Consider the following 24778-nt stretch of genomic DNA (forward strand, 5'->3'; position numbering starts at 1 on the left):
CACAACCGACATCGCCTGCTTCCATAGTCCGTAGCCTATGGACCCATCGGCAATTGTTACTTCAAATGACGACCCGCGAGGTCGTGGGGCGCTACAAGGGCTCCGCCATCGGCCTGGGTTGGTCTCTGTTCCATCCAATCCTTTTGCTCGCCGTGTACACGTTCGTGTTCTCCGTGGTGTTTAAGGCGCGTTGGGGCGCTACAGGAAGCGAAAGCAGGGCGCAGTTCGCTCTTATACTTTTTGTTGGCCTGATCATCCACGGGCTGTTCGCCGAAGTGATCAACCGCTCCCCTTCTCTGGTATTGGCTAACCAGAATTACGTCAAGAAGGTTGTTTTTCCTGTTGAATTGCTGCCGATCATTTCAATCGGAGCGGCGCTGTTCCATGCGGCAATCAGTCTCGGGGTTCTTCTCGCAGCATTTTTTCTGATCTCCGGTTTCGTCAATTGGACGGTGCTGTGGCTTCCGGTGGTCCTCTTTCCTTTCCTTGTGTTGATCACCGGTATTTCGTGGATCCTCGCCTCTCTGGGCGTGTTTCTGCGCGACGTTTCGCAGACCGTGGGCATCGTGACGATGGTGATGATGTTCATGGCGCCGGTGGTGTATCCGATAACGGCGGTGCCGGAACAATTCCGTCCCTGGTTGTTGGCCAATCCAATAACTTTCATCATCGAACAGGCCCGGCAGGTAGTGATTTGGGGCGCGCTACCGAATTTCGGAGGGCTGTTCATCTACCTTGCCGCCTCCTCCTCGATGGCGTGGATCGGTTATGTCTGGTTCCAGAAGACGCGTCCGGGATTCGCCGATGTGCTCTGATATCACAGCCACTGATGGCATCGGTGCCGTGCCGCAAGCCGAGGTCGCCATTCGCATTCGCGGTCTCAGCAAGTGCTATCACATCTATGCAACTCCGCGCGATCGCTTGAAGCAGTTTGTGCTTCCGCGACTGCGCCGCCTGCTGCGGATGCCCTCGGCTCGATATTACGAGGAGTTCTGGGCCACTCGAGATGTAACGTTCGAGGTGGGGCGTGGCGAGACCGTCGGTATCATTGGCCGTAACGGTTCTGGCAAGTCCACCCTGTTGCAGATCATCTGCGGCACGTTGACGCCAACCCAAGGTGATGTCGAGACGCACGGGCGCGTAGCGGCCCTACTAGAGCTGGGTTCGGGCTTTAATCCAGAGTTCACTGGACGGGAAAACGTTTACCTCAATGGGGCAGTGCTTGGCCTGACTCGAGAAGAGATCGACGCGCGCCTATCGGACATTCTCGCTTTTGCCGATATCGGTGCCTTCATAGAACAGCCGGTCAAGACGTACTCCAGTGGCATGTATGTGCGTCTGGCCTTCGCCGTCGTGGCCCATGTCGACCCTGAGATCCTCATAGTCGACGAAGCACTTTCCGTAGGTGATGCGTTCTTCCAGTCGAAGTGCGCCGCGCTTATGCGATCGCTGATCAAGAAAGGTACGACGATACTTTTCGTGAGTCACGATACGCACTCGGTCAAATCGCTATGCGACAAGGCGATCCTTCTGGAAAGCGGCTCAATCGTGGCGATGGGAGATACCAATGAGGTTGTCGAACAGTATTACGCAAAACTTGTCAATGCTTCTCCAGGGCAGTCAAGTCCATCGAGCAGCCTGGCGATTAATCACGCAGTCAGTCCGGATAAGGACGTAATTGGTGATGTCACCACATTCAATGCACGGGCGGACTATCAGCGCATCTACAATCAGCGCATCAGGTTTCTGAATGTACGTCTTGTCGACGAGTGGGGGCGGGACATCCAGTCGATCGAGTTCAAGCAGCGTGTGACGCTCCGGATGATTCTTGAAGTACAGCAGGATCTTCCGGAGATCGGCGTCGCCTACCACATTCGTGACATGAAGGGCGTCGAGCTCGTCTATTCCGATACCGGTCAGGAGAACAATAACCAGCTGCGCGACCTACGTGCCGGGCAGCGCTATGTAATCAACTGGACATTTGAAGCGAGTTTGCGCGAAGGACAGTACAACTTCGCGTGCATGGCCTCTATTCCGAAAGATCTTGCTGTTGGGGCGGTCGACGTTTGCGATTTCGTCCCCTATGCCCTGCAGTTCCAGGTGGGGCGTGGCCGCTCATTGCCCATCTATGCCGCCGTGCACTGGAGGAATGAGCTGACCGTCGAACAACTGGGTGTTGCGTGAACGATGCATTGAAACTGCACCTCGGATCAGGGGCGGTATCGCTCGCCGGCTGGCTGAATATCGATCTTGAGGCGCCCGAAGCGGATCTACGGTTGGATCTGCGCGGGCCGTTGCCCTTCGATTCGGCCTCGGTGAGTCATATCTTTTCCGAGCACGTGATCGAGCACATTGAATATGATGAGGCGCTGCGTCTTCTTCAGGAGTGCAGGCGTGTGCTGCGCCCCGATGGTGTGCTTCGTATCACTACGCCCGACCTCGCATGGCTCGTCGATAACTACGTCGGCGCCCTGACCGAAGGGTGGGGCGAACTGTGGCAGCCAGGCACGCCGGCGCGCATGATCAACCAAGGCATGCGGTACTGGGGTCATTGTTTCATTTACGATCGCCCTGAAATGCTACGTATTTTTCGCGCAGCGGGTTTTGGCGATGTTCGCTTCGTCGAATGGCAAAAGAGCGACGATCCTATACTTGTGGGTCTCGAAACACGACCACTCAATAATGAGATTATCGTTGAAGCGCGTATTCCGCTCCGCGCCGAATCGGATATGACGGTTGCCGCCTCACGGGGCAACTTTGGTCGCGGCGTATCTGATTTGCTCGCGGCGCAAGGCGAACAGCTTGAGAATCTGCGCATCCGGCTCGCTGTATCCGAATCAGAACTTACGCTTGCCCGTGAGATCGCGAATACGCGGATTTCGGCAATTAGCGCTGAATCAGATGAGCGCGGACGATTGCTACTCGATCTGGAGGCCAGCCACCGCGCTAATCAGGCAGAGATCCTGCGGCTGGGGGTAGATAACGCTCGCGTTCTGGCAGAGAACGCGAGCCTTCAGGCAGAGCGCGCGAGCGTTCAGGCGGAGATCGCGGGCCTCCAGGCCGAGAGCGCTCGTCTTGAGGCTGAGAACGTTCGCCTCCGGGTGGAGACTCAATCAATTACCGATACCGTCGCCGAGTTACATGGTGTACACGCCGAACTGGGGCGTGTAAGGCAGGAGTTGGAACGGGTCTCGACCGAGTCCGAAGAGCGGGCCGGACACGTCACCGAGCTCGCGGCTACGCTGCGCCGCCATGAAGAGTACATGGCGAGACTGCGCGCCTCGCTTCCCGGACGCATACTATTCCGCTTTTTCAAATCCTCCAGTGTTGTCTGAGTGCATTTACGGAATCGCCGATGAATATCAATGTTACCAAGCCATTTCTTCCGCCACTGGCGGAGTACCACACCTATCTCCAGGGCGTCTGGGAGCGGGAGTGGCTCACAAATAACGGGCCGCTGGTCAACGAACTTGAAGTTGCGCTCAAGGAGCGCCTCGATCTGGACCACCTTCTGTTCGTCAGTAACGGCACCATTGCGATCCAGCTGGCATTGAAGGCATTGAACATAACAGGTGAAGTCATCACCACGCCCTTCAGTTACGTCGCCACGTCTTCGGCGGTGTGCTGGGAGGGGTGTGTGCCTGTAATGGCAGATATTTCACCTTTGGATTTCAACATCGATCCCGAGAAGATCGAGGCGAAGATCACGCCACACACATCAGCGATTCTGGCGACTCATGTCTACGGAAATCCGTGCGATGTGGACGCCATAGAAGCGATCGCAGCGAAGCATGGCCTTCGCGTTATTTATGACGCCGCTCACGCCTTCGGGACCCGCTACAAGAATCGCAGCCTGTTTAGCTATGGAGACGTCGCAACTTCGAGCTTCCACGCGACGAAGCTATTCCACACGATCGAGGGCGGAGCGGTGATTGCTCGCGATCCCGCCGTGTTAAAGCGCATGGCGGAAATGCGTAACTTCGGTCATATCAGCCCTACGGCCTTTCAGGAGGTCGGCATCAACGGCAAGAATTCCGAAGTCCATGCGGCCATGGGTTTGTGCAATCTGAAATATCTCGACGATATTCTGCGGGTAAGAAAGTCTTTGTCGGAACGCTATGACCGTAATCTTGCCGGACTTCCCATCCAGCGGCCGGTATCGCGGCAGGGTACAGACTTCAATCATGCCTACTACGCTGTGGCGGTCGAAGACGAAGCATTGTTGTTGAAGATCATCGACGGCCTCCAGCTGCACAATATTTTTCCGCGCCGTTACTTCTTTCCGTCGCTGTCGACACTGCCCTACGTGTCCACCGAATCCTGTCCCGTGGCCGAGGATCTCTCGCGGCGGGTCATGTGTCTTCCCCTCTATCACACGCTATCCGAGGAAGAGGTTGACATGATCTGTCGCCTCATTAAGCGCTACATTCGTTACTGATCAGGAGCATCCATGACCACTTACGGAGTTTTCGGTGCGGGCGGCTACGGTCGGGAGGTTATCCCGCTCGTTCGCGACATGATTGCTGCGTCGCCGGCCCCGGATGATCGCGTGGTGTTTGTCGTCGAAGGTGATGTTACCGAGCGTGAGGTCAATGGCTATCCAGTTCTGAGTAGCGAGGAGTTTTTCGCTGCCCCGGGTGAGAGGCGTTTCAATATCGCAATCGGCGACTCGAAGGTACGCGCGCGTATCGCCGCTGCCTGTGAATCGCAAGGAATTCTTGCATTCTCCATTATTGCGGCTTCGGCCGAGATCCTTGACGCCAACGAGATCGGTGTGGGGGCGATCCTGTCGTCAAAGACCATTATCACATCCAATGCACGAATCGGGCGTTTCTTTCATTCGAACATCTACGCTTATGTCGCTCACGACTGCATTGTGGGGGACTTCGTCACTTTTGCACCGAGCGTGAAATGCAATGGAAACGTCACTATTGGGGATCATGCCTATATCGGTACGGGGGCTATCCTTCGCCAAGGAAGCAAGGCCAAGCCATTGGTGATCGGTGAAGGTGCGGTGGTGGGTATGGGAGCCGTAGTGACGAAGGATGTTGCACCGTTTACCACGGTGGTAGGTAATCCCGCCAGAGTTTTGGAGAAAAAATGAGCAGTCGTGTATCCCGGATCAACATCCTTCTGATTACGTACAACCACGAGAAGTACGTTAGGCGCGCGCTCGATGGTGTGGCGAGCCAGATCGTTGATGAGCCAGTTACGGTTGTTGTGGCGGACGACTGCTCTACGGACGGAACGCTAGATATCGTTCGAGCGTTCGCGGCGGAGCATCCCCATCTGGACTTCCGCTTTCTGGAGGCGGATTGCAATTTGGGAGTCACGCGGAACTATAAACGCGCATTCGCTGCGTGCGATGGTGATTACGTGGCCGTTCTGGAGGGAGACGATTATTGGGTGGCGCCGCACAAGCTGGCAAAGCAGCGCGACTTTCTCGATGTCCGGCTCGAATGCGATCTTTGCTCCGTCAATTACTATGTGTTCGAAGAGAACCGGGCACAGTTCACGCCGCGATGGGCGCCCGGGACCGGCCACATGTTGTTGGGAGCTCGCGAACTTATCGCTGACAATGTGGTGGGCAACTTTTCCACCTGTATGTATCGACTGAGTGCGCTTCGAGCGATCCCGGTCGAGGTGTACGATTACAAATCGTATGACTGGATTATCAATATTTTGATTGCCAGGCAGTCCCTCATTGCGTTCTTGCATGAGCCCATGTCGGTATACCGCATTCACGGCGACGGTGTCTGGAGTGTCTTGACTACCATCGAAAAGCTGAAGGTACAGCGCGATCTGCTCCCGCAGTATGACGATCTCACGGGCAACATGTTCACTCCTGAGTTTTCTGCGCTTAAGCATCGGCTGGATCATGTCATTGAGAGTGGTGAGATCGGCCACGCTGCTCCCGGTGTACTGGGTGCAAGCGAGGAGCGGACGCGTATTCGCGAGTGGTTCCCTCCTTTCGTGTTGCCGCTAGCACGTTGGATCGTGCCAGTCGCATTCCGTCGCGCTCTGTATAAGATCATCACGCGGAGCGCGTCATGACCATGTTGCCACGCGTATCGGTGATCATGCCGACCTACAATCACGAGAAATTCGTGAGGGCAGCTATCGATAGCGTGCTTGCACAGGAAGGTGTCGACTTCGAGTTTCTGATCTCGGACGATGGATCACGCGATGCCACTCGAGAAGTAGTCGCCTCAGTCAGTGACGAACGCATTCGCTTCTTTCCTAATACCGTGAATCGAGGTGCGTGCGTCGTCACCAACGAGCTCGTTCAGGCTTCACGCGGTGAATTTGTCGCGCTATTGAATTCTGATGATATGTGGCTCCCGGGGAAGCTGGCCGAGCAGGTGCGTCTCATGGATAGTCGCCCCGGGCTCGGCGCGACCTTTGGTCGTGCGCGTTTTATCGATCGCGACGCGTTCCCGATAGCCAAGTCGGGGTTGCCGTTCGGTACGATTTTCGACCAGGCGAACCGCAATCAAGGCGAATGGCTACGTCGGTTTTTCGACCTCGGTAACTGCATCTGTCACCCGACCATGTTGATTCGACGGCGTTGTTACGATGAAGTCGGCTTGTACAGCAACCGACTGCGTCAGTTGCCGGACTTCGAGATGTGGATTCGTTTGATCAAGCGATATCCCATCCATATTGTGGAAAAGGATCTGATCGACTTTCGGATTCTTCCCGGTGAGAACGCTAGCTCCGACATTGGTCCGAATGCGCGACGCACGATCAATGAGCATTTCCTGTTGGCCGAGCGGTTCTTCGATGCTGCGACGCGAGAGCAGTTGATCGAGGGGTTCTCCGATGTGCTTCACGTTCCTTCCATTCCCTCGGAGGCTCATCTAAGGATCGAAGGAGTACTACAGCTCATGCGGCCCAATCAGTGGCTCGGTGCACCTTATCGAATGACTGGGCTATCGAAGCTTCGGGAGCTCTTAGACGACGATTCGCTGCGAGCGATTCTGGCGAGCGATTACAATATCGATGATCGTTGGTTCCAGGCGCGCATGTCGGAACACGAAGCACTCATGCCGCGCCCGCCTGCACTCCAGCCCGAAGGGCGAAAGCAGGCGTTGCGGCGAGCTGCCGGTCTGGCCTGGCGCGCTTTCGTTCCGAGTAGATCATGAACTACTCGTCCGGTTTGATGGTTATTACGTTCGCTGCCTCATGCCTGATGGCCGGCTGCTCACCTGCCGCCATTCCCCCAGCAGTTGATGTCGGCAAGGTGTGCTATATCGAGAGCGTTCCCCCTGCGAGCTTCGACACGGGCCAGCCTTTGCCTCTGAAGGGATGGGCGTTTCTCCCTGCGCTTGGTGGGCCCGCCCCCGCTGTAGCTGTGCGTTTCGAACGGGGGGATGGACTCGTTTATCAGCGCCCCTTGCTGCTTTCCGGGGAAAGGCCGGATGTGGCGGTTGCCCTTCACGTTGGCGACACCCATGTCGGCGCGTTCGAGCAGAGCATCGACCTGACCCGCATTGTAAGTGGCCGGTACGTGGCCTCGGTGGTTCAGTTCGTGGACGGGCACACTTATACATGTGCCACGTCGTTCGTCCTTTCAGTGCGCTGAGATTTTCGTACCCATAGGCTGCGCGCTCGTCGGCGTCGTTATGAGCATGCCTCGTATCGTTGGATCGCCGAGAGTGGCGCGCAGGGCGGCTGGATCAGGGAGCGGAATCGCCGGAACTGGTTGGTCCAGTTCTGCCGGAATGCCTGTCTGGAGGTACGCTTGAACGTGGGTTTGCTGCATCAGTGACTGGTCGCGACGCTCCGCCATATTGGCGGAATCGACCGGTGCCGAAGACAGAAATCCTTGTGTCATGACAAGGACCAGCAATAGCACTGGGATGCGTCGGACAAGTGCGGTGATCGGATGCGCGTTGGTCCAACCTGCCACGCGGATGCCGAACCATAGGTTGGCAAGCAGCCCCATGACAAGGATGTCAGTGTATCGGGGGGTAACCACCGCCATGCCATGCCCTCGCGAGACGGCGATCTCGACGATCTGAACCGCCGTCCATGCCGCGAGGCCCAGCATCAGCACGTCCAGCGTGCCGTCCCAGCGTCGACGAAAAATCATCCACGCGCCGACGAGGGCAGGTAGCCAGATTAATACAGCTCCCGCTCGTGGGGACGACGCCGGCCACCCCGCAGTAATCAGCAATGCATGTATCAGCTCGCGGAAATCCTGAGCATGTAGTGCGGCCTGGTTGGGCAGTTGTGGCGTCAGCAAATAGCCGAAGGACGTCACCACCAGCAGGGCCGCACTTGTGACCAGCGCGCGCGTCCACGGTATGCGACTGAGCCATGCGCGGCTCACCAGCACGAGGCCGATTGCCGGTCCGGCGACGATGCCGGGCCCCATGGTTAGTATGCTTGTCGCAGCGATGCCAACCATTACGACGAGATTGGCGATGCTTGGGCGACCAAATGCGGCAAGTCCGACCCCAGCCAGTGTACCGAGGATCATTAGATAAAACTGGTTCTGAAAGGCCCCTAGTGTGTTTTCCCAGCCGTAAGGCAGTACGGCAATCGTAACGATGGCAAGAGCCATCAGCGCCTTCTCTTTGCGTGTGGCGTCAGATCGTCCAACGTACATCATCATCAAGCTCGGAATGAGCGCATAGAGGAAGGTGTTGAAATATTCTGTTCGCAGTACGGACCAGGTCTTCCCGGAGGCTTCGTAGAGCGCGATTGAGATGACGCGCGTGAACATAATCCGGTGTTCGTTCCAAGGGGCAACGAGATGCTGCCATGTCAGTTGCCCCTCGGCCCAAGGCTTCAGCAGGTAGAGCCCTTCGGCACCCCACTGATCCCAGTAGGGAACCTCGACGCCGTACAGGTGAACGTATGCTGCGTGCGCAAGAGCGGCGATGATGCATGTCATCACTGCAGCCAGAGCGGTCAGGCGACCGCCGATTCGGGCATATCTGGTCATGGCGCTATCCCCGTGCCATTCGTTGAACGGAAAGAAAGGTGTTTGTGCTCGAAATAGCTGGTGACCACTGGAACGAGCACACCCGCGATGTGGGCGAGGGTCTCACGATGCCATTCTATGCCGGTGAGCGGCAGTAGCCATCGAGACAGCAACACGCTGACCGCAATGATCTGGAGAACGGCGGTGAGGTTGATGACGGAGGGTATCCCTTGGCCGCAGTGGCGGCACGGCAACGAAGGCCGTGCCGCAATGCAAGCCAATCAGTCGATGGCCGCTTCCAATTCCGGAATCAGCTTGAACAAATCGCCGACCAGGCCGATGTCGGCCACTTCGAAAATCGGCGCCTCACCATCCTTGTTGATGGCCACGATGGTGCCGGCGTCCTTGATGCCGGTGAGGTGCTGGATGGCGCCGGAGATGCCGATGGCCATGTACAGCTCCGGTGCGATGATCTTGCCGGTCTGCCCGACCTGCATGTCGCTGGGCACATAGCCGGCGTCGACGGCCGCGCGCGAGGCACCCACGGCGGCGCCGATCTTGTCCGCGAATTTGTAGATGATCTCGAAGTTTTCCTTGGAGCCGACACCGCGGCCGCCGGACACCACCTTGCTGGCGCTCTGCAGGTCAGGGCGATCGCTCTTGCCCTGCAGCAGTTCGACGAAACGGGTGTGCGAGGGCAGCGCGGCGTCGACGGTGATGGCCTCGACAGGGGCGCTGCTGGCACTGTTGGCCGCCGCCGGCCACGATGCCGTGCGGATGGTGGCCACCACGGTGGAACCAGCGTCAGCCTCTACCGTAATGATGGCATTGCCTGCGTAGATTGGGCGCTTGAATGTGTGGCTGCCTTCCACGCTCATCACGTCACTGACCTGGCCCACGCCGAGCAGGGCGGCGACACGCGGCAGCACGTCCTTGCCGAAGGTAGTAGAGGGTGCGAACACGTAGCTGTAGCCAGCGGCGACCTTGGCGATTTGCGGGGCCAGCACGGCAGCCAGTGGATGCATGTTTTCCGCGCGTGTGATGGTGAGTACGCGGCTGACGCCTTCGATCTTGGCGGCCTCGGCGGCAATAGCATCGGCGCTATCACACAGCACCAGTACGTCAATTGCTTCTGGCTTGATGGCCGCGGCCGCGCTCACGGCGCGCGCAGTGGAGGAGTTGAGTTTGCCGCCCAGGTGTTCGGCAACGACGAGAATCTTGCTCATGTCTTGTCTCCCGTAGGCTGCTTAGAGCAGACCCTTCTGCTTCAGCGCTGCGACCAGTTCGGCCGCATCCTTCACCATCACGCCCTTGCTGCGCTTGGCTGGCGCGGCGTAGTGCGTGGTCTTGAGATGAGCGTTGTCCTCGAGGCCGAGCGAAGCGAACTCAATCGTATCAATCGGCTTGGATTTCGCCTTCATGATGTCCGGCAGCTTGATGAAGCGCGGCTCGTTGAGGCGCAGGTCGGTGGTGATCACTGCGGGCAGCTCTGCTTCGATTACTTCCAGGCCGGCGTCCACTTCACGGGTGACCGTAACCTTGCCGTCGGCGATCTCGACCTTGCTGGCGAACGTGGCCTGCGGGCGATCCCACAAGGCGGCTAACATCTGGCCGGTCTGGTTGGCGTCGTCGTCGATGGCCTGCTTGCCGAGGATGACCAGGCCCGGCTGTTCCTTCTCGATCAGCTTCTGGAACACGCGGGCGGCGGTGAGTGGTTGCACGGTATCAGTGGTCGTCACGTGGATGGCGCGATTGGCGCCCATGGCCAAGCCATTGCGCAGGTGAGCCGTCAAGTCGGCCGGGCCGATGCCCACGACCACGACTTCCTCGGCGACGCCCTTCTCTCGAAGGCGCAGCGCTTCTTCGAGCGCGATGTCATCGAACGGATTGGCGGAGAGCTTAACGCCATCCGTCACCACGCCCGTACCATCGGGCTTCACCTGGATGCGGACGTTGTAGTCCACGACACGCTTGTAGCCGACCAAAATTTTCATCAGCGGTTCCTTGAGTTGCCGGCGCCCACGGGGCGCTTGAACGTTTGTTTGAACGGGCATTCTAACCAGATTGGGGGTACCATGCGGGAGCGAATGGTGCCGTACGCGGCCTGACTCGATGCATGATCGAGTCTCGCCACGAGGTGATACCAGGCCGCGGTGCTCAGGGGGAGTCAGGACGTGTCATGACCTGCCCACGCCCGGTATATCCGTCGTCCACCGTGAGCTCTTCGCTCCACGCTCCGAGCTGCCAGCGCCCGGTGCCTGCGCAATGCAGAGGCACCTGCACGGCAAGCGCGGATGTGTCTAGATCGAGCATGTGCTCGCCAACGACATCCAGCAGGTCCGTGACAAAATGTTCAGCGCCGAACTGCACTTTGCTGATGACTGTCCAGCGACGGCTATGTTCTTTGTCGTCGCGATACCGTGGAAAGAGTTCGGTGCCGTTCTGCTCGAAATGGGAAAACTGCCCCGACGGCGAGGTGAGTAACGATTCCAGCAGCAAGTGATGCTGCAGCACCGGTGCCTCCTTCGCCTCGCGCCGATCATCGTGGAAGCGGGCGACGGCCCATTGATCATCCGTCAGCACCTCGTCGATCTTGCGCGTTACTGCAAAGTAGGCGCCGCCCAGCGGCTCACCAGTGACGCGGGACAATTGCGCCTGGATGCTACCCTCGTAGCCGACGTCCGCGACGATGGGCTGGTCACCATCCCTCACTTGTTCTTTCCAATAGGCCAGATATGCGGTGCGCTCGCGTTGGGCAATACCTGACAGTGTCGATGCCATGGGATGCAAGCGCTGGATTAGCTCGTCTGCCATTTCCGGCAAATACACCTCGTCGTCGAGGGTGGCCTCGCCTAGGGCTTGCTGCGCGGCCATAGCTACGTCGCGGCCAAGCCGGGAGTCTAGAAGGCCAAAAAAGGAGCCCGTGTATGGCTTGCGAAAGACGGGTGCCAAATCAGCGATGGAGCGCACGGCGGGCGTGTTGACGCCGCGGCGCGATGCGAGCAGATAACGCCCTTCGACGCTGGCGAGAGCGGGAACACGCTCCTGCACGCGCTGATAGAGGCGATGCAGAAGGTAGCCCTCGCGGCTGAGAAACAAGATCTTCTTCGAGCCCCGTTGCAGCGCGTTTCGGGCCAGCCACGTGAGATAGTCGGCTAGCAGTGGCCCAAGGACTACATAGCCGAATGTCTCGGGATGCTCGATCCGCACCGCCTGCGTAAACCACTGTGGTTGTTGGTCGCCCCATTGCGCGAGGTGATTAGCGACCAGTCCGAGCCAGAGTTCGTGCGACCAGCGGCCACGTTGTTCTGCTGACGGACGCAGGCTGCGCAGTGTCGGCACAACATCAAGGTAGGCCGCAGGGCGGAGGACGTGAACCGGAAAGAGCATGCCCGCATGTAACGGGCGCATGATGTCTGCGTGTTCGTTGTCTCCGATGTGCAGCCAACGTTTTGGATCGGCGTGCTCCGCTGCCAGCAACGCGTGCCAGCCAGCATCGGTATCCTTGCGCCAACCGGTGTCGCAGGACACGTACAGCCGACTCAGCGCGTGGCCGATGGCTGCGGGTAGCAGCGCACGCAGGTCAGGCTCGGCGATATACATGTCTGACACGCCAACAATCTTTCGTTGTCGATCGGCGGCGAAGGATTCGAGTGCGCCCATCAACTCCTGGCGAGGTTTGAGTAGGCGCCGTTCGGTAGCAAGTTCCAATGCCTTGATTGCGTCGACAACGTCGGCAGGCAGGGAGCTGTCTTCCTGCAGCGCTGCATAGATGCGAGTCAGGTCAACGTCCTTGCCGGTCCGTGCGCGTGCTCTCGCTTCGGCTTGCGTGCGCAGCGTGCCGAAATCGTCGATGCCGAATTGCTTGCGCACGAGCAGCGAAAGAAAGTCACGCGCACCATGTGCCGTGAGGAATGGCCGGAGGACCAGCGTATCAAAGACGTCGAACGACAACCATGTCGCGTCCGTCGCAAAATAGTCGATCTTCTGGCGCAACGGTGCATCGAAATAGAGTTGGCGATTGCGTTCGCTTTCCTGCGTTAACGCCAGCCTGCCATCGGAGGGCAGGATGCCGACGAACATCCCCTGATGCCGGGTGACGAGGCAAAGCATGCGCTCGATCGCATGCTGCAAGGTGCCGTCGATCTGCCCCAGTTCCGGAGGGAACGAATCCATACGCAGACCAAGGTTAAACAAGGGGCGGAGCGCGCGGGTTCGCGCCCAGAACATGGAGCCAGCGGGGAAGTCTAGATAGTCCGCTGTGTCGATGTCGAAGCCGAGTTGCTCTGCTAGCCGTCGGCCCCATTCGGCGTTGCTGAGCCAGGTATGTCCCCACAAAGGAACGTTAGCGTAGCTCTCCGGATAAACGATGCCCAACTGCGGATTGGCCTGGAACATGCCGAAAATCCATGACAGTCGTTCCGGCGAACCAAGCAGCGATTCGAACAGATGGCCGCGCCAGCCAAATTGGTCCTGGCCACCATAGAGGGACTTCTTCGTGTGGACATGGCAGATCAGATCGAGCGCGAGGATCTCTTCGCGGAAGGTGACCAATAGCGGAGCGATGTCGCGCCCGCGGTTGGGCACAATGCGGACATGCAGTGCACTCAGCCGAGGCAGAGCAGAGAGGCTGGCCTCGGCTTGTGCGCGGGCGGCATCATCGACCACCGACACCATCAGGGTGTAAGGGAGAGGAATGCGCGTGAGGTATCCGGCCAATTCCTCGAGCAGGTCGGGGTAGAACACATGCGCCATCACACCGATGCTGAATTCCACATGGGCGAGCGGGGCGGCAAGGTTCAGCGCCATCGTATCCGGCGGCGGAAGCGCAGCGTTGCGTTGCTGCGCCGCGCGAATACGCCAGAGGAGACCGCGCAGACCTAGTGCCCGGACTACCTTGAGACTTCGGGTGGCGACGGACCGAATACCCGCCAAGCCACCGCCGTGACGGTGAATAGCATCACGAAGAAACATTGAAAGTTTGGCGAGCGACGGCATTGGTCCGGTCTCGCCTCAGTGGGTTGGTGGCTCTAGCGCGCGCTCCAGGGCCTGATAGGCGAGGCGCGAGGAAAAGTGGCGTTTTACATTGTCGATGGATGCGGCCGAAAGGCGGCACCACAGATCGCTATCCTGTTGGAGCAGGCGCGCGGCATGCGCGAAACCGTCCGCGGTGTCGGCCAGCAATACATCCTGGCCCTGTTCCAGATGCATGCCCTCAACCGCCAATGGCGTGGCAATCACGGGCACGCCATAGCTCATCGCCATGTTGATCTTGCCCTTCACGCCAGCGCCGAAACGCAGTGGCGCGAGTGACGCCAATGCACCATCCAGCCAAAGAGCAAGATCGGGAACACGGCCATGCAGTTCCAGTCCTGGCGTATTGAATTCATCTCGAGCCGCATCAGGCATGTCACCGAGCACATGCACGCGCGCGTCGGGCAGTTGCAGGCGAAGGGCTGGAAGGATATCTGAGGCGATCCAGCGAACGGCGTCAGCATTGGGCGGATGGCCGAAGCCGCCGATGAAGACGAAGTCGCGCCGTGTCGCGTGTGGCTGCCGACAGCCGTGCACCTCATGGATGTTCGACAGCAGCTCGACCTTTGCATGCGGAAGTTCGGCGGCAAGCAGGGCCTGCTCGTGCGGACTCACTACTAAGGTCACATCGCATTGTGCGATGAGCGCCAGTTCGCTATTGCGTGAGGCCTGTGCCTGACGAGCCATCGCAGCGCTGCCGCTTAACTCGGCAGCGCGCCGTTCGCGAAGGAAGTGTAGGTCCACGGTGTCGAACAACAAGCGTGCCTTGGGTGCCAGTTTGCGCGCCAACGCTACGTATTGGCCAGCGACAGTGTGACGGCAGAGCATAACGGCGCGGAGCTCGTGGCCATGCGCTCTCAGCCAGTGCGGCAGGTCGGAAACCCAGGGGCGGCACAGGACCTCGGTCCCCAGTGCACCGAGTGCGCGGATTTCCTCGTCGGTCGCGCGCCCATCGTCCGGAAGAAACGACACGGCCCAACCCTGTTCGTCGAGCAGTCGGAGAATGGCGCTCAGTCGCAGCGAACCCGAGTCGCGTGTGGGTTCGGGCGTCATGCTGTCGACAACGAGAACGCGGCCCCGGCGACGCCAGCGCATTGCGCGCAGCAACGAGGTGCCCACTGGGGGCTGGGCGCATAAGGCGTCCTCCCACTTGGTAACGAACGTCGCCTGATTCGTCACCTGATGGCGCTTTATGCCGACATGCAAGTCGGTGCCCGCGCTGATGCCCTCGCAATGGATGATGGTGCTGGAAGGCTCGTAATAGACCTTCAGACCTAGCCGTCGCACGGCGAAGGCTAGGTCGGTATCCTCGTAATAGGCTGGCGCATAGCGCTGGTCGAAACCACCGACCTGTTCGAACACATTGCGGCGGATCATCAGGGACGCGCCACTGACGTAATCCACTTCCCGGCGATAGCGCCATGCGGGCGCATCGCGTTGTTCAAATCGCCCTGAGGTCCAGCAGCTACCATCGGCGAACACGAGGCCACCCGCTTCCTGCAATCGTCCGTCGGGATAGACGAGCCGGCTGCCTGCGATGCCGCAGTCGTCGCGGTCGCCAAAACAGCCTAGTAGGCCATCGAGCCAGTTCGGCATGACCTGCGTGTCGTTGTTGAGGAACAGCAGGAACTCGCCGCGCGCAGTGGCCGCTCCGGCATTGCAGCTGCCGACGAAACCAAGATTGCGCTCGTTTCGCAGCAAGCGCAGGCCATCGACATGCGCCAGTCGTGCGACCGAGTCATCGGGCGAGGCGTCGTCGATGACAATGACTTCGAACGGAGCTTCCGGCGCGTACTGCGCGACGGAGCGGAGGCAGGCCAGCGTGTACGTCACTTTGCCGTGGATGGGGATAATCACCGAAACCAGCGGCTGATTCGAGACGGGCAGCGCGAACGGTTTGAACGGTACATCGAGTGGTTCGATGTGCAGCGAGTCGTCGAATGTGGGACGACGCTCGAATTCCTGTCGCACTCGGGCAAGCGTGTCACGCCAGCCGCGCAGCGCGACGCTGCCGCGGAAACGCTGCAGCGCATAGTTTAGGCGTTTAAAGCGCCAGGTCAGTCGAGCGGACAGCGCAATGTCCTCACATCACAAGTTCTGATAATTCGGCCCCGACCCACCTTCTGGCGTCACCCAGTTGATGATCTGGTACGGGTCCTTGATGTCGCAGGTTTTGCAATGCACGCAGTTCGCCGCGTTGATCTGCAAACGCTTGCCTGCTTCATCCTGCACGATTTCGTAGACATTGGCTGGGCAGAAGCGGGTGCAGGGGTTGCCGTATTCCTCAGCGCACTTCGTCACGCAGATCGAAGTATCGGCAACATGCAGGTGGATCGGTTGGTCTTCGTCATGCTCGGTAGCCGCAAAATAAACCTCAGCCAGGCGATCACGCGGCGCCAGCTCTCGCTGCACATAGTCACGCTTAGGCTCTTCCTGCTGTCCTAGCTTGTGCAGTGAGGACCAGTCGGCTTTGTTTTTCAGCGTCCACGGCGAAGCGCCGCCGGTAACGGTTTCCCACGCGGCGTTGAGCATGCCGAACCACAGGCCCTTCTTGAAGGCGGGCTTGATGTTGCGCACCTTCTTGAGCTCGGCCATCACTTCCGAGCCACGTAGCTTTGCGTCGAAGCCGGCGGGGTTCAGTTCATGGGCGGCCAAGTGTTCGGCGGCGAGCATGCCGCTGCGGATCGCCTGGTGGGTGCCCTTGATCTTCGGTACGTTGAGCAGGCCGGCGGTGTCGCCGATCAGCAGTGCGCCGGGCATCTCGACCTTGGGCAGCGACTGGTAGCCGCCGGTGACGATGGCGCGCGCGCCGGCGGAGAGGATGGTGCCGCCTTCCAGCAATGCCTTGACCGAAGGGTGGTTCTTCCACTGCTGGAAGGCTTCCCATGGCTGGTAATTAGGGTCGCTGTAGTCGAGGCCGCTGACGTAACCGAGTGCGATGCGGTCTTTGTCGAGGTGGTACAGGAAGCTGCCGCCGTAGATGTGGCTGTCCGCCGGCCAGCCAAAGCTGTGCACGATCTTGCCTGGGGTCACGCGGCCGGCTGGTACTTGCCACAACTCCTTGATGCCGATGGAGTAGCCCTGCGGGTCGCTGTCTTTGTCCAGCGCGAAGCGCTTGATCAGCTGCTTGGTCAGGCTGCCGCGGGCGCCTTCGGCCAGCACGGTGACCTTGGCCTTGATGTCGATGCCCTGGGTGTAGCTGGACTTGTGCGAGCCGTCCTTGGCCACGCCCATATCGCCGATGCGCACGCCGGCGACGGAGCCATCAGCGTTGTAGACGATGTCGGCAGCGGCGAAGCCGGGGAATACGTCCACGCCCAGCGCTTCGGCCTGTGGTGCCAGCCAGGCGCACATGGCGCCGAGCGAGACGATGAAGTTGCCGTGGTTCTTCATGCCCGGCGGCACCGGCAGCTTGCGACTGCCGGTTTTGCTGAGCAGCCAGAACTCGTCCTCGGTGGCCGGCACGCAGACTGGTGGTGGGTTGTCGCGCCAGCCGGGGAGCAGGGCGTCGAGCGGCTGCGGTTCGATCACTGCGCCGGACAGGATCTGCGCGCCAATGGTCGAGGCTTTCTCGATCACGCACACGCTCACATCGGGCTTGAGCTGCTTGAGCCGGATCGCGAACGACAGGCCAGCCGGGCCCGCGCCGACGACGATCACGTCGTATTCCATCGTTTCGCGTTCGCTCATGGCGGGCTCCATAGTCTTGGCTGGCAATCAGTGGCTGGCGGTGGTGTCGCCGTGCGTGGTTGCGCGGGCGGAACCGGGTGACTGGGGTCACTCAACGCGCCATTGTCCGGCTTCGGGCCCGATGCGGCAACGCATGGTGCGATAACGCTTGCAAACGATTCATCGCTGACGGCGATAATCGAACCCGCTTGAAAGGGAGTATTCATGAACCCATTGCCGCCGATTGCCGACCACGACCTGCGCCGCGCCTCGCTTTGCCAGCTGCTTCACTGGCTGGCGATTGGCCGGGTCCAGCCCCAGACGCTGGCCGATGTTTACCAGGCGGCTATCGATCGCCTGAATCCGCAACTCAATGCTTTCGTGGGTCTGAGCTCCGGCCTGTTGCAGGAACAGGCTCAGGCGGCCCAGCATCGGCGCCGCGATGGCGTTATCGGGCGGCTGGACGGTCTCCCGGTGGCGATCAAGGACAATTTTGACGTGGCTGGCTGGACCACCCGCGCGGGTTTGCCGGGCCGCACGCAGGCGGCGCAGATGGATGCCCACGCGGTAGCGAGGTTGCGCGCCTCCGGTGCGGTGCTGATCGGCAAAACCAATATGGATGAGGGCGCGCTGGGGGCGGCTACCAACAATCCGCACTTTGGTCCTACCCATAACCCGCATCGTCATGGCTATTCGGCGGGCGGTTCCTCGGGTGGCGCGGCGGCGGCTGTTGCGGCCGGGCTCGCGGTGGCGGCGATCGGGTCGGACAGCCTCGGCTCCATCCGGATTCCCGCGAGTTATTGCGGCGTATATGCGCTCAAGCCGACCCACGGCGAGATTTCCGCGCGCGGTCTGGTGCCGGCGGCGCGGCGGCTGGATGCCGTGGGTCTGCTGGCCCGAGGTGTCGACGATCTCACCGTGCTGCTGCAAGTGCTGGCCGGTTACGACGCCGACGATGCGCGTTCGCGCCGCCGCCGTGTGGCGTTCGCGTTGCCGGACTGGGAGCCTGGCAACCTGCGCTGCGGCCTGTTGCCGGACCTGGCGGCCGTAGGCGTGGAGCCTGCTGTCGTTGGGGTGTTTGAAGCGGCGCTGGCCAAGCTGCCGCGCGAACTGGGTGAGCGTCGCACCGTAGATTTCACCGACTGGAATTTCGCGCGTACCCGCCGCGCCGGTCTGTTCTTGATGGAGGCGGAGATGCTCAGCACCTTTGCCGACGACCTTGCCGATACCAACCATCCGGTATCCGAGCGCTTCCGCCAGATGCTTTCTTATGCCGCCACCAAGAGCGCGGCGGATTACGCCATCGCTGACCGTGTGCTGGATGCGGCCACGCTGAAGATGCGTCGCCTGTTCGCGCAGGTCGACGTCCTCGTACTGCCCACCACGCCGCAGGGCGCGTTCCCGCTGGACGGTCCGGTGCCCGATTCGCAGGCCGACCTGACCAGCTTTGCCAGCCTCGCGGGCTGTCCTGCGGTCAGCATCCCCATGGGCACCTTGCCGAACGGTTTGCCGATTGGCCTGCAGTTGGTCGGCGCGCGCGGCTCGGATCTGCGCTTGCTCGAGCTGGCAGCCGTCTGTGCGGCGACGCTGGATGCGGAGCCGAGCTACCCGGTCATCGCCTGATCGCCATGGGCCTGTTCGGCGACAACGTGTCGAAGGTGTGGCAAACCATTCCTTTGCCAGGTGCGCAACTGCGGTGGATTCCGCATTGGCTGGATCAGGCGGAGGCGGATGCGCTGTTCGCGGACCTGCTCGAATCGATTGCCTGGGAAACGCATCGCATCCGGATCTTCGGCCGAGAAGTCGATTCGCCGAGGCTGAGTTGCTGGATCGGCGACGCCGATGCCAGCTATACCTATTCCCGCACGCGTTTCGAGCCGCATCCGTGGAGCGCCACGCTGGCGTCTCTCCGGTCTCGCGTGGAGGTGGCCTGCGGCGCGCGCTTTAACAGCGTGCTGGCCAATCTCTACCGGAGCGGCCAAGACTCCATGGGCTGGCATAGCGACAACGAGCCCGAACTTGGACCACAGCCGGTCATTGCCTCGTTGAGCTTGGGGGCAGAACGACGTTTTCGCCTACGCTTGCGCACTTCAGGAAGTGGACGACGCGATGCATTCGGCATCGACCTGCCGCACGGCAGCCTGCTGTGTATGGCTGGTGAGACTCAGCGGCTGTACCAGCACGATCTGCCCAGGGCAGGGGCGAGCGCAGGGGCGCGGATCAACCTGACGTTCCGCTGGATACATCCGCGAGGCGCCTGATCAAGGCGGCGGATTGTGACCGGCCGCGCCAGCAAGCTCGGTACGCTGCTGCAACGTCCACGTCACCAGCTGGTTGGCCAGCGCATCGCTAGCCTGGCCAAACGCAGCGACCACTTGGGGAACGGCGGTGCCGCTCACCGGTTGGCTGATCTCGAACCGATGCGTGGCGACGATACGCATACCACTGTTGCGAACGAGGCGAGCGTTGTAGCGCACCACGATCACCGGCTGGCCGTTGCGGTATTCCGATTGGAACGCGGTCAGGTCACCGTTGAGTGCGTAATCCGCCTGCAGGCTCGTGTCGTCGCTGCTTAATGCGGCGATGCGGCCGTCGTCGCGGAACGCTTCCAGAAGGCGATTGCGCAGCAGCGTCGGCACCCGGTCGCTCCAGCGCGCGCCTTGGTACACGCTGACCACATCGCCCTGTGGCAATACGGCGATACGCACACTATCGACGGCGCGGTCGGCTTGCGGCGTATCGATGCGCAGCGACCAATTCACCGCGCCAGCTTCGGCATGGGGAAGCGCCGTGGACGGCAGGCGGTAGATGTCCGGTGACTCGGCCTTGGGCAGCACCGAACAGCCGGCCAGCGAAGCGAGCGATAGCGCCACGATCAGGCGGGGTAGGTGGCGGATGGCGATCCTCATGGCACGAACTCCTTGCTGCGATCGCGGCCGAGCAGGAAGCCGGCCGGGTTATCGTCGAGCTTGCGTGAAATACCGCGCAGCGAACCCGCGGCATCGCGCAGTTCGCGCACGGCTGGGCCGAGTTCGCTCAACCCCTGCATGCCGCCGTTGAGCGCGGCGCGGTTGTCGTTGAGCAGGCGATCGATGGCGTTGGTGGAACGCTCCAGCGACGCCATCGCGTTCTTCGCGCTATCGAGCGTGGCGCGCGCCTGCCCATCGACGAGGCCGTTAGCGTTGCGCGCCAGTTGTTCAGTTTGCGCGAGGGTGGCGTTGGCCTGTTTACCGGCTTCGGCGAGTTGGTGAAGCAGCTGGCGGATATCGTCGCGCTGGTCGGCGATAGCGCCGGTGGCCTTGTCCAGATGATCGAGCGTGCGGCTGATGCGGCTGACATTGTCTTCCGACAGCAGCTGGTTGGCGCGGGAGACTACGTCGTTGATATTGGTCATCACATCTTCGCCGTTGGCGAGCAAACGGCTGAGCGGTGATGGATCGGCCACGATCACCGCCGGTCGGCCGTCGTTCGACACCAGTGCCGGGCTGCTGGGCGAACCGCCGCTGAGCTGGATGATGGCCATGCCGGTGACGCCCGTCATCGCCAGCTTGGCATGCGTGTCCTGGCGCACCGGTGTGTCGGCACCCACGCGAATGCGGGCGAGCACGCGGCGCGGGTCCTTCGGGTCGAGCTTGAGCTGCGTCACGTCGCCGACCTTGATGCCGTTGTACTGCACGGCACCGCCTTGAGAGAGGCCGGTCACCGCCTCGTTGAAGACAATGTCGTATTCGCTGAATTGCCGGTCCGAGCTGGACTTGGCCAGCCACAGGCCGAACAGCAACGCGGCAGCTACCACTATCACCGTGAACAGGCCGATCAACACATGATGGGCACGGGTTTCCATCTCAGTTCACCTCTCGCAATGCATCTGCAGCTTGTAATGCGGCGCGTCCGCGTGGGCCGTGGAAATAGGACTGCACCCAGGGATCGTCGGTGGCGGCCACCGCGTCGATGCGGTCGCACACCAGGACTTTCTTCTGTGACAGCACCGCGACTCGGTCGCAGGTGGTGTAGAGCGTGTCCAGGTCGTGGGTGACCAGGAACACAGTGAGGCCGAGTGCATCGCGCAGGGTCAGGATCAACTGATCGAAGGCCGCCGCGCTGATCGGATCGAGCCCGGCGGTGGGCTCGTCGAGAAACAGGATCTCCGGGTCGAGCGCCAATGCGCGGGCCAGCGCGGCGCGCTTCACCATGCCGCCGGAGAGCTCCGACGGATATTTGTGTTCCGTGCCTTGCGGCAAGCCGGCCAGGGCCAGCTTCACCCCTGCCAACCCTTCGGCGTCGGCGCGCTTGAGGCGGATGTGTTCGATCAGCGGCATGGCCACGTTCTCCACGATGCTCTGCGAGGAAAACAGCGCGCCGTTCTGGAATAGCACCCCGAAGCGGCGCTCCACTTTCGATCGACGCTCCGGCGGCAAGCTCAGCAAATCTTCGCCGAACACATGCACGCGGCCCGAGGTGGGGCGTCGCAGCCCGACGATGGTGCGAAGCAGTACGGATTTACCGGTGCCCGAGCCGCCGACCACGCCCAGGATTTCGCCGCGGCGCACGTCCAGATCCAGATGCTCGTGCACGGCCTGGCTGCCGAAGCGGTTGGTCAGGTCGCGTACCTGGATCACCGCCTCGGCGGCCGGCACATCGGCGGCCGGCTTGTCGACGGGAAGGGCGCTCACCAGTTCATCTCCATAAAGAACAGCGCAGCCAGCGCATCGAGCAGGATCACCACGAAGATCGATTGCACCACGCTGGACGTGGTGTGTTCGCCCACCGACTGCGCACTGCCGCTGACCTTGAATCCTTCGAGGCAGCCGATCACTGCGATGAGGAAGGCAAACACTGGCGCCTTGACCAGGCCGACGATGAAATGACGCACGCCGATGTCGGCTTTGAACAGCGACAGGAACATGGCGGGTGAAATATCCAGCGTCAGCGCGCAGACCACGCCGCCGCCGGCGATGCCGGCGATCATGGCGAGAAAGGTCAGCAGAGGAAGTGAGACGAGCAGGGCGAGCACGCGCGGCAGCACCAGAAGCTCCACGGGGTCCAGGCCCAGCGTGCGAATGGCGTCGATCTCTTCGTTCGCCTTCATCGAGCCGATCTGCGCGGTGAAGGCGCTGGCGGTACGGCCAGCCATCAAGATAGCGGTGAGCAGCACGCCGAACTCGCGCAAAAAGGAGAACGCGACCAGGTCCACCGTATAGACGCTGGCGCCGAAATCGGCGAGCACCGTGGAACCAAGAAACGCCACCACCGCGCCGACCATGAAGGTAAGCAGGGCCACGATGGGTACGGCGTCCAGCCCGGTCTGTTCGATATGCGATACCAGCGAAGTGATGCGCCAGCGACGCGGCTGGGGAAGGCTGCGGGCCAGGGCCTCCAGGGTGAGGCCGATGAAACCCAGCAATTGCAGCTGCTGGCGCCAGACGCTCTCCATCGCTCCGCCAATACGGGCGAGCACTTCCGTGATGGCAGACGTCTTGGGTTTGCGTGCTGGTTTGCGGTAGGCATCCAGCGCCGAGCCCACGGTCTGCAGCAGCGCACGTCGCGCGGCGGGCAGGCCAGGCGCTTCGCGTGCGAGGTCGGCCATGCGCTTGGCGCCCAGCAGGCGCACGAGCAGTGAAGCGCCCGCGGTATCCAGCTCGCCAAGGGCGGCGAGGTCCACCTGGGTGGCATCGGTGAGTGGGGTGGTTAGCGCATCGACGTTGCGCTCCAGTACAACGTAATGGGCGAGTGTCCAATCGCCCGCGATGCGCAGGCAAGGAGGCTGCGCGCTGGCATCGAGTTGTGCGCTTCCAGTCGCCGTCGATGAACTCATGGGCGGGATCTTAATGGGTACGGATGTGTTTTGTCGGCACGCGTACTGTCGGCGCGAGGGTGCTTGCAAGGGAACGCATACGCCTCCGCATGGGTTGAGCGAGGGGTTCATCACGCCTGGCAGCTTGGAATGCCCCGGTGCGACGGCGATAATGCGCCTTTCCCCGAGGCGCATAGCGATGACCGAGAAGACCGTACTCAACGCCACCCATCGTGCGCTCGGCGCTCGCATGGTCGATTTCGGTGGCTGGGACATGCCGATCAACTACGGCTCGCAGATCGAGGAGCACCATGTGGTGCGTCGCGACGCCGGCATGTTCGACGTCTCGCATATGACCGTGATCGACCTGCACGGCACACGGGCCCGGGAGTTCTTGCGCCACCTGTTGGCCAATAGCGTGGACAAGCTGAAAGTGCAGGGTAAAGCGCTGTACTCCTGCATGCTCAATGAGCAGGGTGGGGTGATCGACGACCTGATCGTGTACTTCTTCGACGAGCAGCATTTCCGCCTGGTGGTGAATGCTTCCACCCGCGAGAAGGACCTGGCTTGGATCGAGCTGCAAGCCAAGGCCTTCGGCGTGGAAGTGAAGGAGCGCCCCGACTTCGCCATGATCGCCGTGCAGGGTCCGAATGCGCGCGACAAGGTGATGGGGCTGCTGCACGAAGTGGATCGCGAGCGCATTCGCAAGCTCGGCAAGTTCGCCGCGGCGGCTGCCCAGGGGCCGCATGGCATGCCGCTGTTCATCGCGCGCACCGGTTACACCGGTGAGGACGGCTTCGAGATCATCGTGCCGGAAGAGCACACCGTGGCACTGTGGGAAGCGCTCGCCGCTGCCGGCGTGGCGCCGGCAGGCCTGGGGGCGCGCGACACGTTGCGCCTGGAAGCAGGCATGAACTTGTACGGTCAGGACATGGACGAGACCGTCTCGCCATGGGAGGCCAACCTCGGCTGGACCATCGCGCTCGACGAAGGCCGCGACTTCATTGGTCGCAAGGTGCTGGAAGCGCAGAAGGCCGATGGCGTGAAGCGTGTGATGGTGGGCCTGGTGCTGGACGAAAAGGGCGTGCTGCGCCACGGCCAGAAGGTGCTCACCGCGAACGGCGAGGGTGAGATTCTCTCTGGCAGCTTCGCGCCCACTCTCAACAAGGCTGTCGCTTTCGCGCGCATCCCGGCCGGTGAGCCGGGCGATGTGCGGGTGGATATCCGCGGCCGCGAAGTACCGGTGCGCTTGGTGAAGTACCCCTTCGTGCGCGACGGTAAAGCCTGCGAAGGCATCTGACGTCAATAACGAGTTTTGCCATTCGGGTGAAGTGGCTAGAATGGCCGCC

The 24778-nt window shown here is 61.1% G+C and carries 21 protein-coding genes; 11 read left to right on the forward strand and 10 right to left on the reverse strand.

Annotation, left to right across the window (positions count from 1 at the left end):
- Positions 1 to 65: 65 nt before the first annotated feature.
- The 8 genes from OUZ45_RS10225 to OUZ45_RS10260 are packed head-to-tail and all read left to right on the forward strand — an operon-like array spanning position 66 to position 7585.
- On the forward strand, positions 66 to 815 hold the full coding sequence (locus OUZ45_RS10225; protein WP_266169934.1) for an ABC transporter permease: 750 nt from the start codon (positions 66 to 68) through the stop codon (positions 813 to 815).
- Positions 805 to 2184 carry an ABC transporter ATP-binding protein gene (locus tag OUZ45_RS10230; protein ID WP_266169935.1) on the forward strand — a complete coding sequence of 460 codons (1380 nt, stop codon included), beginning with the start codon at positions 805 to 807 and terminating at the stop codon, positions 2182 to 2184. The genes OUZ45_RS10225 and OUZ45_RS10230 overlap by 11 nt, the downstream gene beginning before the upstream one ends.
- Entirely contained in the window at positions 2181 to 3335 is a 1155-nt protein-coding gene (locus OUZ45_RS10235) for a class I SAM-dependent methyltransferase (RefSeq protein ID WP_266169936.1), read from the forward strand. Before OUZ45_RS10230 ends, OUZ45_RS10235 begins: the two co-directional genes overlap by 4 nt.
- A gap of 20 nt (positions 3336 to 3355) precedes the next feature.
- The gene (locus tag OUZ45_RS10240) at positions 3356 to 4438 is read left to right on the forward strand and encodes a DegT/DnrJ/EryC1/StrS family aminotransferase (RefSeq protein WP_266169937.1); all 1083 of its coding nucleotides are present in this window, start codon (positions 3356 to 3358) and stop codon (positions 4436 to 4438) included.
- A 12-nt stretch (positions 4439 to 4450) separates the two neighbouring features.
- Positions 4451 to 5104 carry a NeuD/PglB/VioB family sugar acetyltransferase gene (locus OUZ45_RS10245; protein ID WP_266169938.1) on the forward strand — a complete coding sequence of 218 codons (654 nt, stop codon included), beginning with the start codon at positions 4451 to 4453 and terminating at the stop codon, positions 5102 to 5104.
- A complete protein-coding gene (locus tag OUZ45_RS10250) occupies positions 5101 to 6054 on the forward strand; it encodes a glycosyltransferase (protein WP_266169939.1) in 954 nt (317 codons plus the stop codon). Before OUZ45_RS10245 ends, OUZ45_RS10250 begins: the two co-directional genes overlap by 4 nt.
- Entirely contained in the window at positions 6051 to 7145 is a 1095-nt protein-coding gene (locus tag OUZ45_RS10255; protein ID WP_266169941.1) for a glycosyltransferase, read from the forward strand. Before OUZ45_RS10250 ends, OUZ45_RS10255 begins: the two co-directional genes overlap by 4 nt.
- The gene (locus tag OUZ45_RS10260) at positions 7142 to 7585 is read left to right on the forward strand and encodes a hypothetical protein (RefSeq protein ID WP_266169942.1); all 444 of its coding nucleotides are present in this window, start codon (positions 7142 to 7144) and stop codon (positions 7583 to 7585) included. The genes OUZ45_RS10255 and OUZ45_RS10260 overlap by 4 nt, the downstream gene beginning before the upstream one ends.
- Here the strand turns inward: OUZ45_RS10260 and OUZ45_RS10265 are convergent.
- The 6 genes from OUZ45_RS10265 to OUZ45_RS10290 form a co-directional block, all read right to left on the reverse strand.
- Entirely contained in the window at positions 7574 to 8953 is a 1380-nt protein-coding gene (locus OUZ45_RS10265; protein WP_266169944.1) for a hypothetical protein, read from the reverse strand. The genes OUZ45_RS10260 and OUZ45_RS10265 overlap by 12 nt on opposite strands.
- Positions 8954 to 9213: 260 nt before the next feature.
- On the reverse strand, positions 9214 to 10158 hold the full coding sequence (locus tag OUZ45_RS10270; RefSeq protein ID WP_266169945.1) for an electron transfer flavoprotein subunit alpha/FixB family protein: 945 nt from the start codon (positions 10156 to 10158) through the stop codon (positions 9214 to 9216).
- A gap of 21 nt (positions 10159 to 10179) precedes the next feature.
- Positions 10180 to 10926 (reverse strand): electron transfer flavoprotein subunit beta/FixA family protein, encoded by a 747-nt coding sequence (locus OUZ45_RS10275; protein WP_266169946.1) that lies wholly within the window; start codon positions 10924 to 10926, stop codon positions 10180 to 10182.
- Positions 10927 to 11089: 163 nt separating this feature from the next.
- Positions 11090 to 13930: a rhamnan synthesis F family protein gene (locus tag OUZ45_RS10280; RefSeq protein ID WP_266169947.1), complete on the reverse strand. Its 2841-nt coding sequence runs from the start codon at positions 13928 to 13930 to the stop codon at positions 11090 to 11092.
- A 15-nt stretch (positions 13931 to 13945) separates the two neighbouring features.
- Positions 13946 to 15937 (reverse strand): glycosyltransferase, encoded by a 1992-nt coding sequence (locus OUZ45_RS10285; RefSeq protein ID WP_266169949.1) that lies wholly within the window; start codon positions 15935 to 15937, stop codon positions 13946 to 13948.
- A 117-nt stretch (positions 15938 to 16054) separates the two neighbouring features.
- The gene (locus tag OUZ45_RS10290; protein ID WP_266169951.1) at positions 16055 to 17656 is read right to left on the reverse strand and encodes an electron transfer flavoprotein-ubiquinone oxidoreductase; all 1602 of its coding nucleotides are present in this window, start codon (positions 17654 to 17656) and stop codon (positions 16055 to 16057) included.
- 204 nt (positions 17657 to 17860) lie between these two features.
- Between OUZ45_RS10290 and OUZ45_RS10295 the strand changes: the two genes are divergently transcribed.
- Together OUZ45_RS10295 and OUZ45_RS10300 are read left to right on the forward strand one after the other, a co-directional pair.
- The gene (locus OUZ45_RS10295; RefSeq protein ID WP_266169952.1) at positions 17861 to 19258 is read left to right on the forward strand and encodes an amidase; all 1398 of its coding nucleotides are present in this window, start codon (positions 17861 to 17863) and stop codon (positions 19256 to 19258) included.
- A gap of 5 nt (positions 19259 to 19263) precedes the next feature.
- Positions 19264 to 19896, forward strand: coding sequence for an alpha-ketoglutarate-dependent dioxygenase AlkB family protein (locus OUZ45_RS10300; RefSeq protein ID WP_425601682.1), 633 nt, complete (start codon positions 19264 to 19266; stop codon positions 19894 to 19896).
- Here the strand turns inward: OUZ45_RS10300 and OUZ45_RS10305 are convergent, their stop codons facing one another.
- Genes OUZ45_RS10305 through OUZ45_RS10320 form a run of 4 tightly spaced genes read right to left on the reverse strand, consistent with a single transcriptional unit; the run spans position 19897 to position 23450 of the window.
- Entirely contained in the window at positions 19897 to 20544 is a 648-nt protein-coding gene (locus tag OUZ45_RS10305) for an ABC-type transport auxiliary lipoprotein family protein (protein ID WP_266169953.1), read from the reverse strand.
- Positions 20541 to 21479: an MlaD family protein gene (locus OUZ45_RS10310; RefSeq protein ID WP_266169954.1), complete on the reverse strand. Its 939-nt coding sequence runs from the start codon at positions 21477 to 21479 to the stop codon at positions 20541 to 20543. The genes OUZ45_RS10305 and OUZ45_RS10310 overlap by 4 nt, the downstream gene beginning before the upstream one ends.
- Position 21480: 1 nt before the next feature.
- Positions 21481 to 22308 (reverse strand): ABC transporter ATP-binding protein, encoded by an 828-nt coding sequence (locus OUZ45_RS10315; protein ID WP_266169955.1) that lies wholly within the window; start codon positions 22306 to 22308, stop codon positions 21481 to 21483.
- Entirely contained in the window at positions 22305 to 23450 is a 1146-nt protein-coding gene (locus tag OUZ45_RS10320; protein ID WP_266169956.1) for an ABC transporter permease, read from the reverse strand. The genes OUZ45_RS10315 and OUZ45_RS10320 overlap by 4 nt, the downstream gene beginning before the upstream one ends.
- A gap of 178 nt (positions 23451 to 23628) precedes the next feature.
- Here OUZ45_RS10320 and gcvT point away from each other — a divergent pair, with 178 nt between their 5' ends.
- Positions 23629 to 24729 (forward strand): glycine cleavage system aminomethyltransferase GcvT, encoded by a 1101-nt coding sequence (gene gcvT / locus OUZ45_RS10325; RefSeq protein WP_266169957.1) that lies wholly within the window; start codon positions 23629 to 23631, stop codon positions 24727 to 24729.
- The last annotated feature ends 49 nt before the right edge of the window (positions 24730 to 24778 follow it).

It is taken from the genome of Dyella subtropica (genome assembly GCF_026283965.1).
GTDB lineage: Bacteria > Pseudomonadota > Gammaproteobacteria > Xanthomonadales > Rhodanobacteraceae > Dyella_D > Dyella_D subtropica.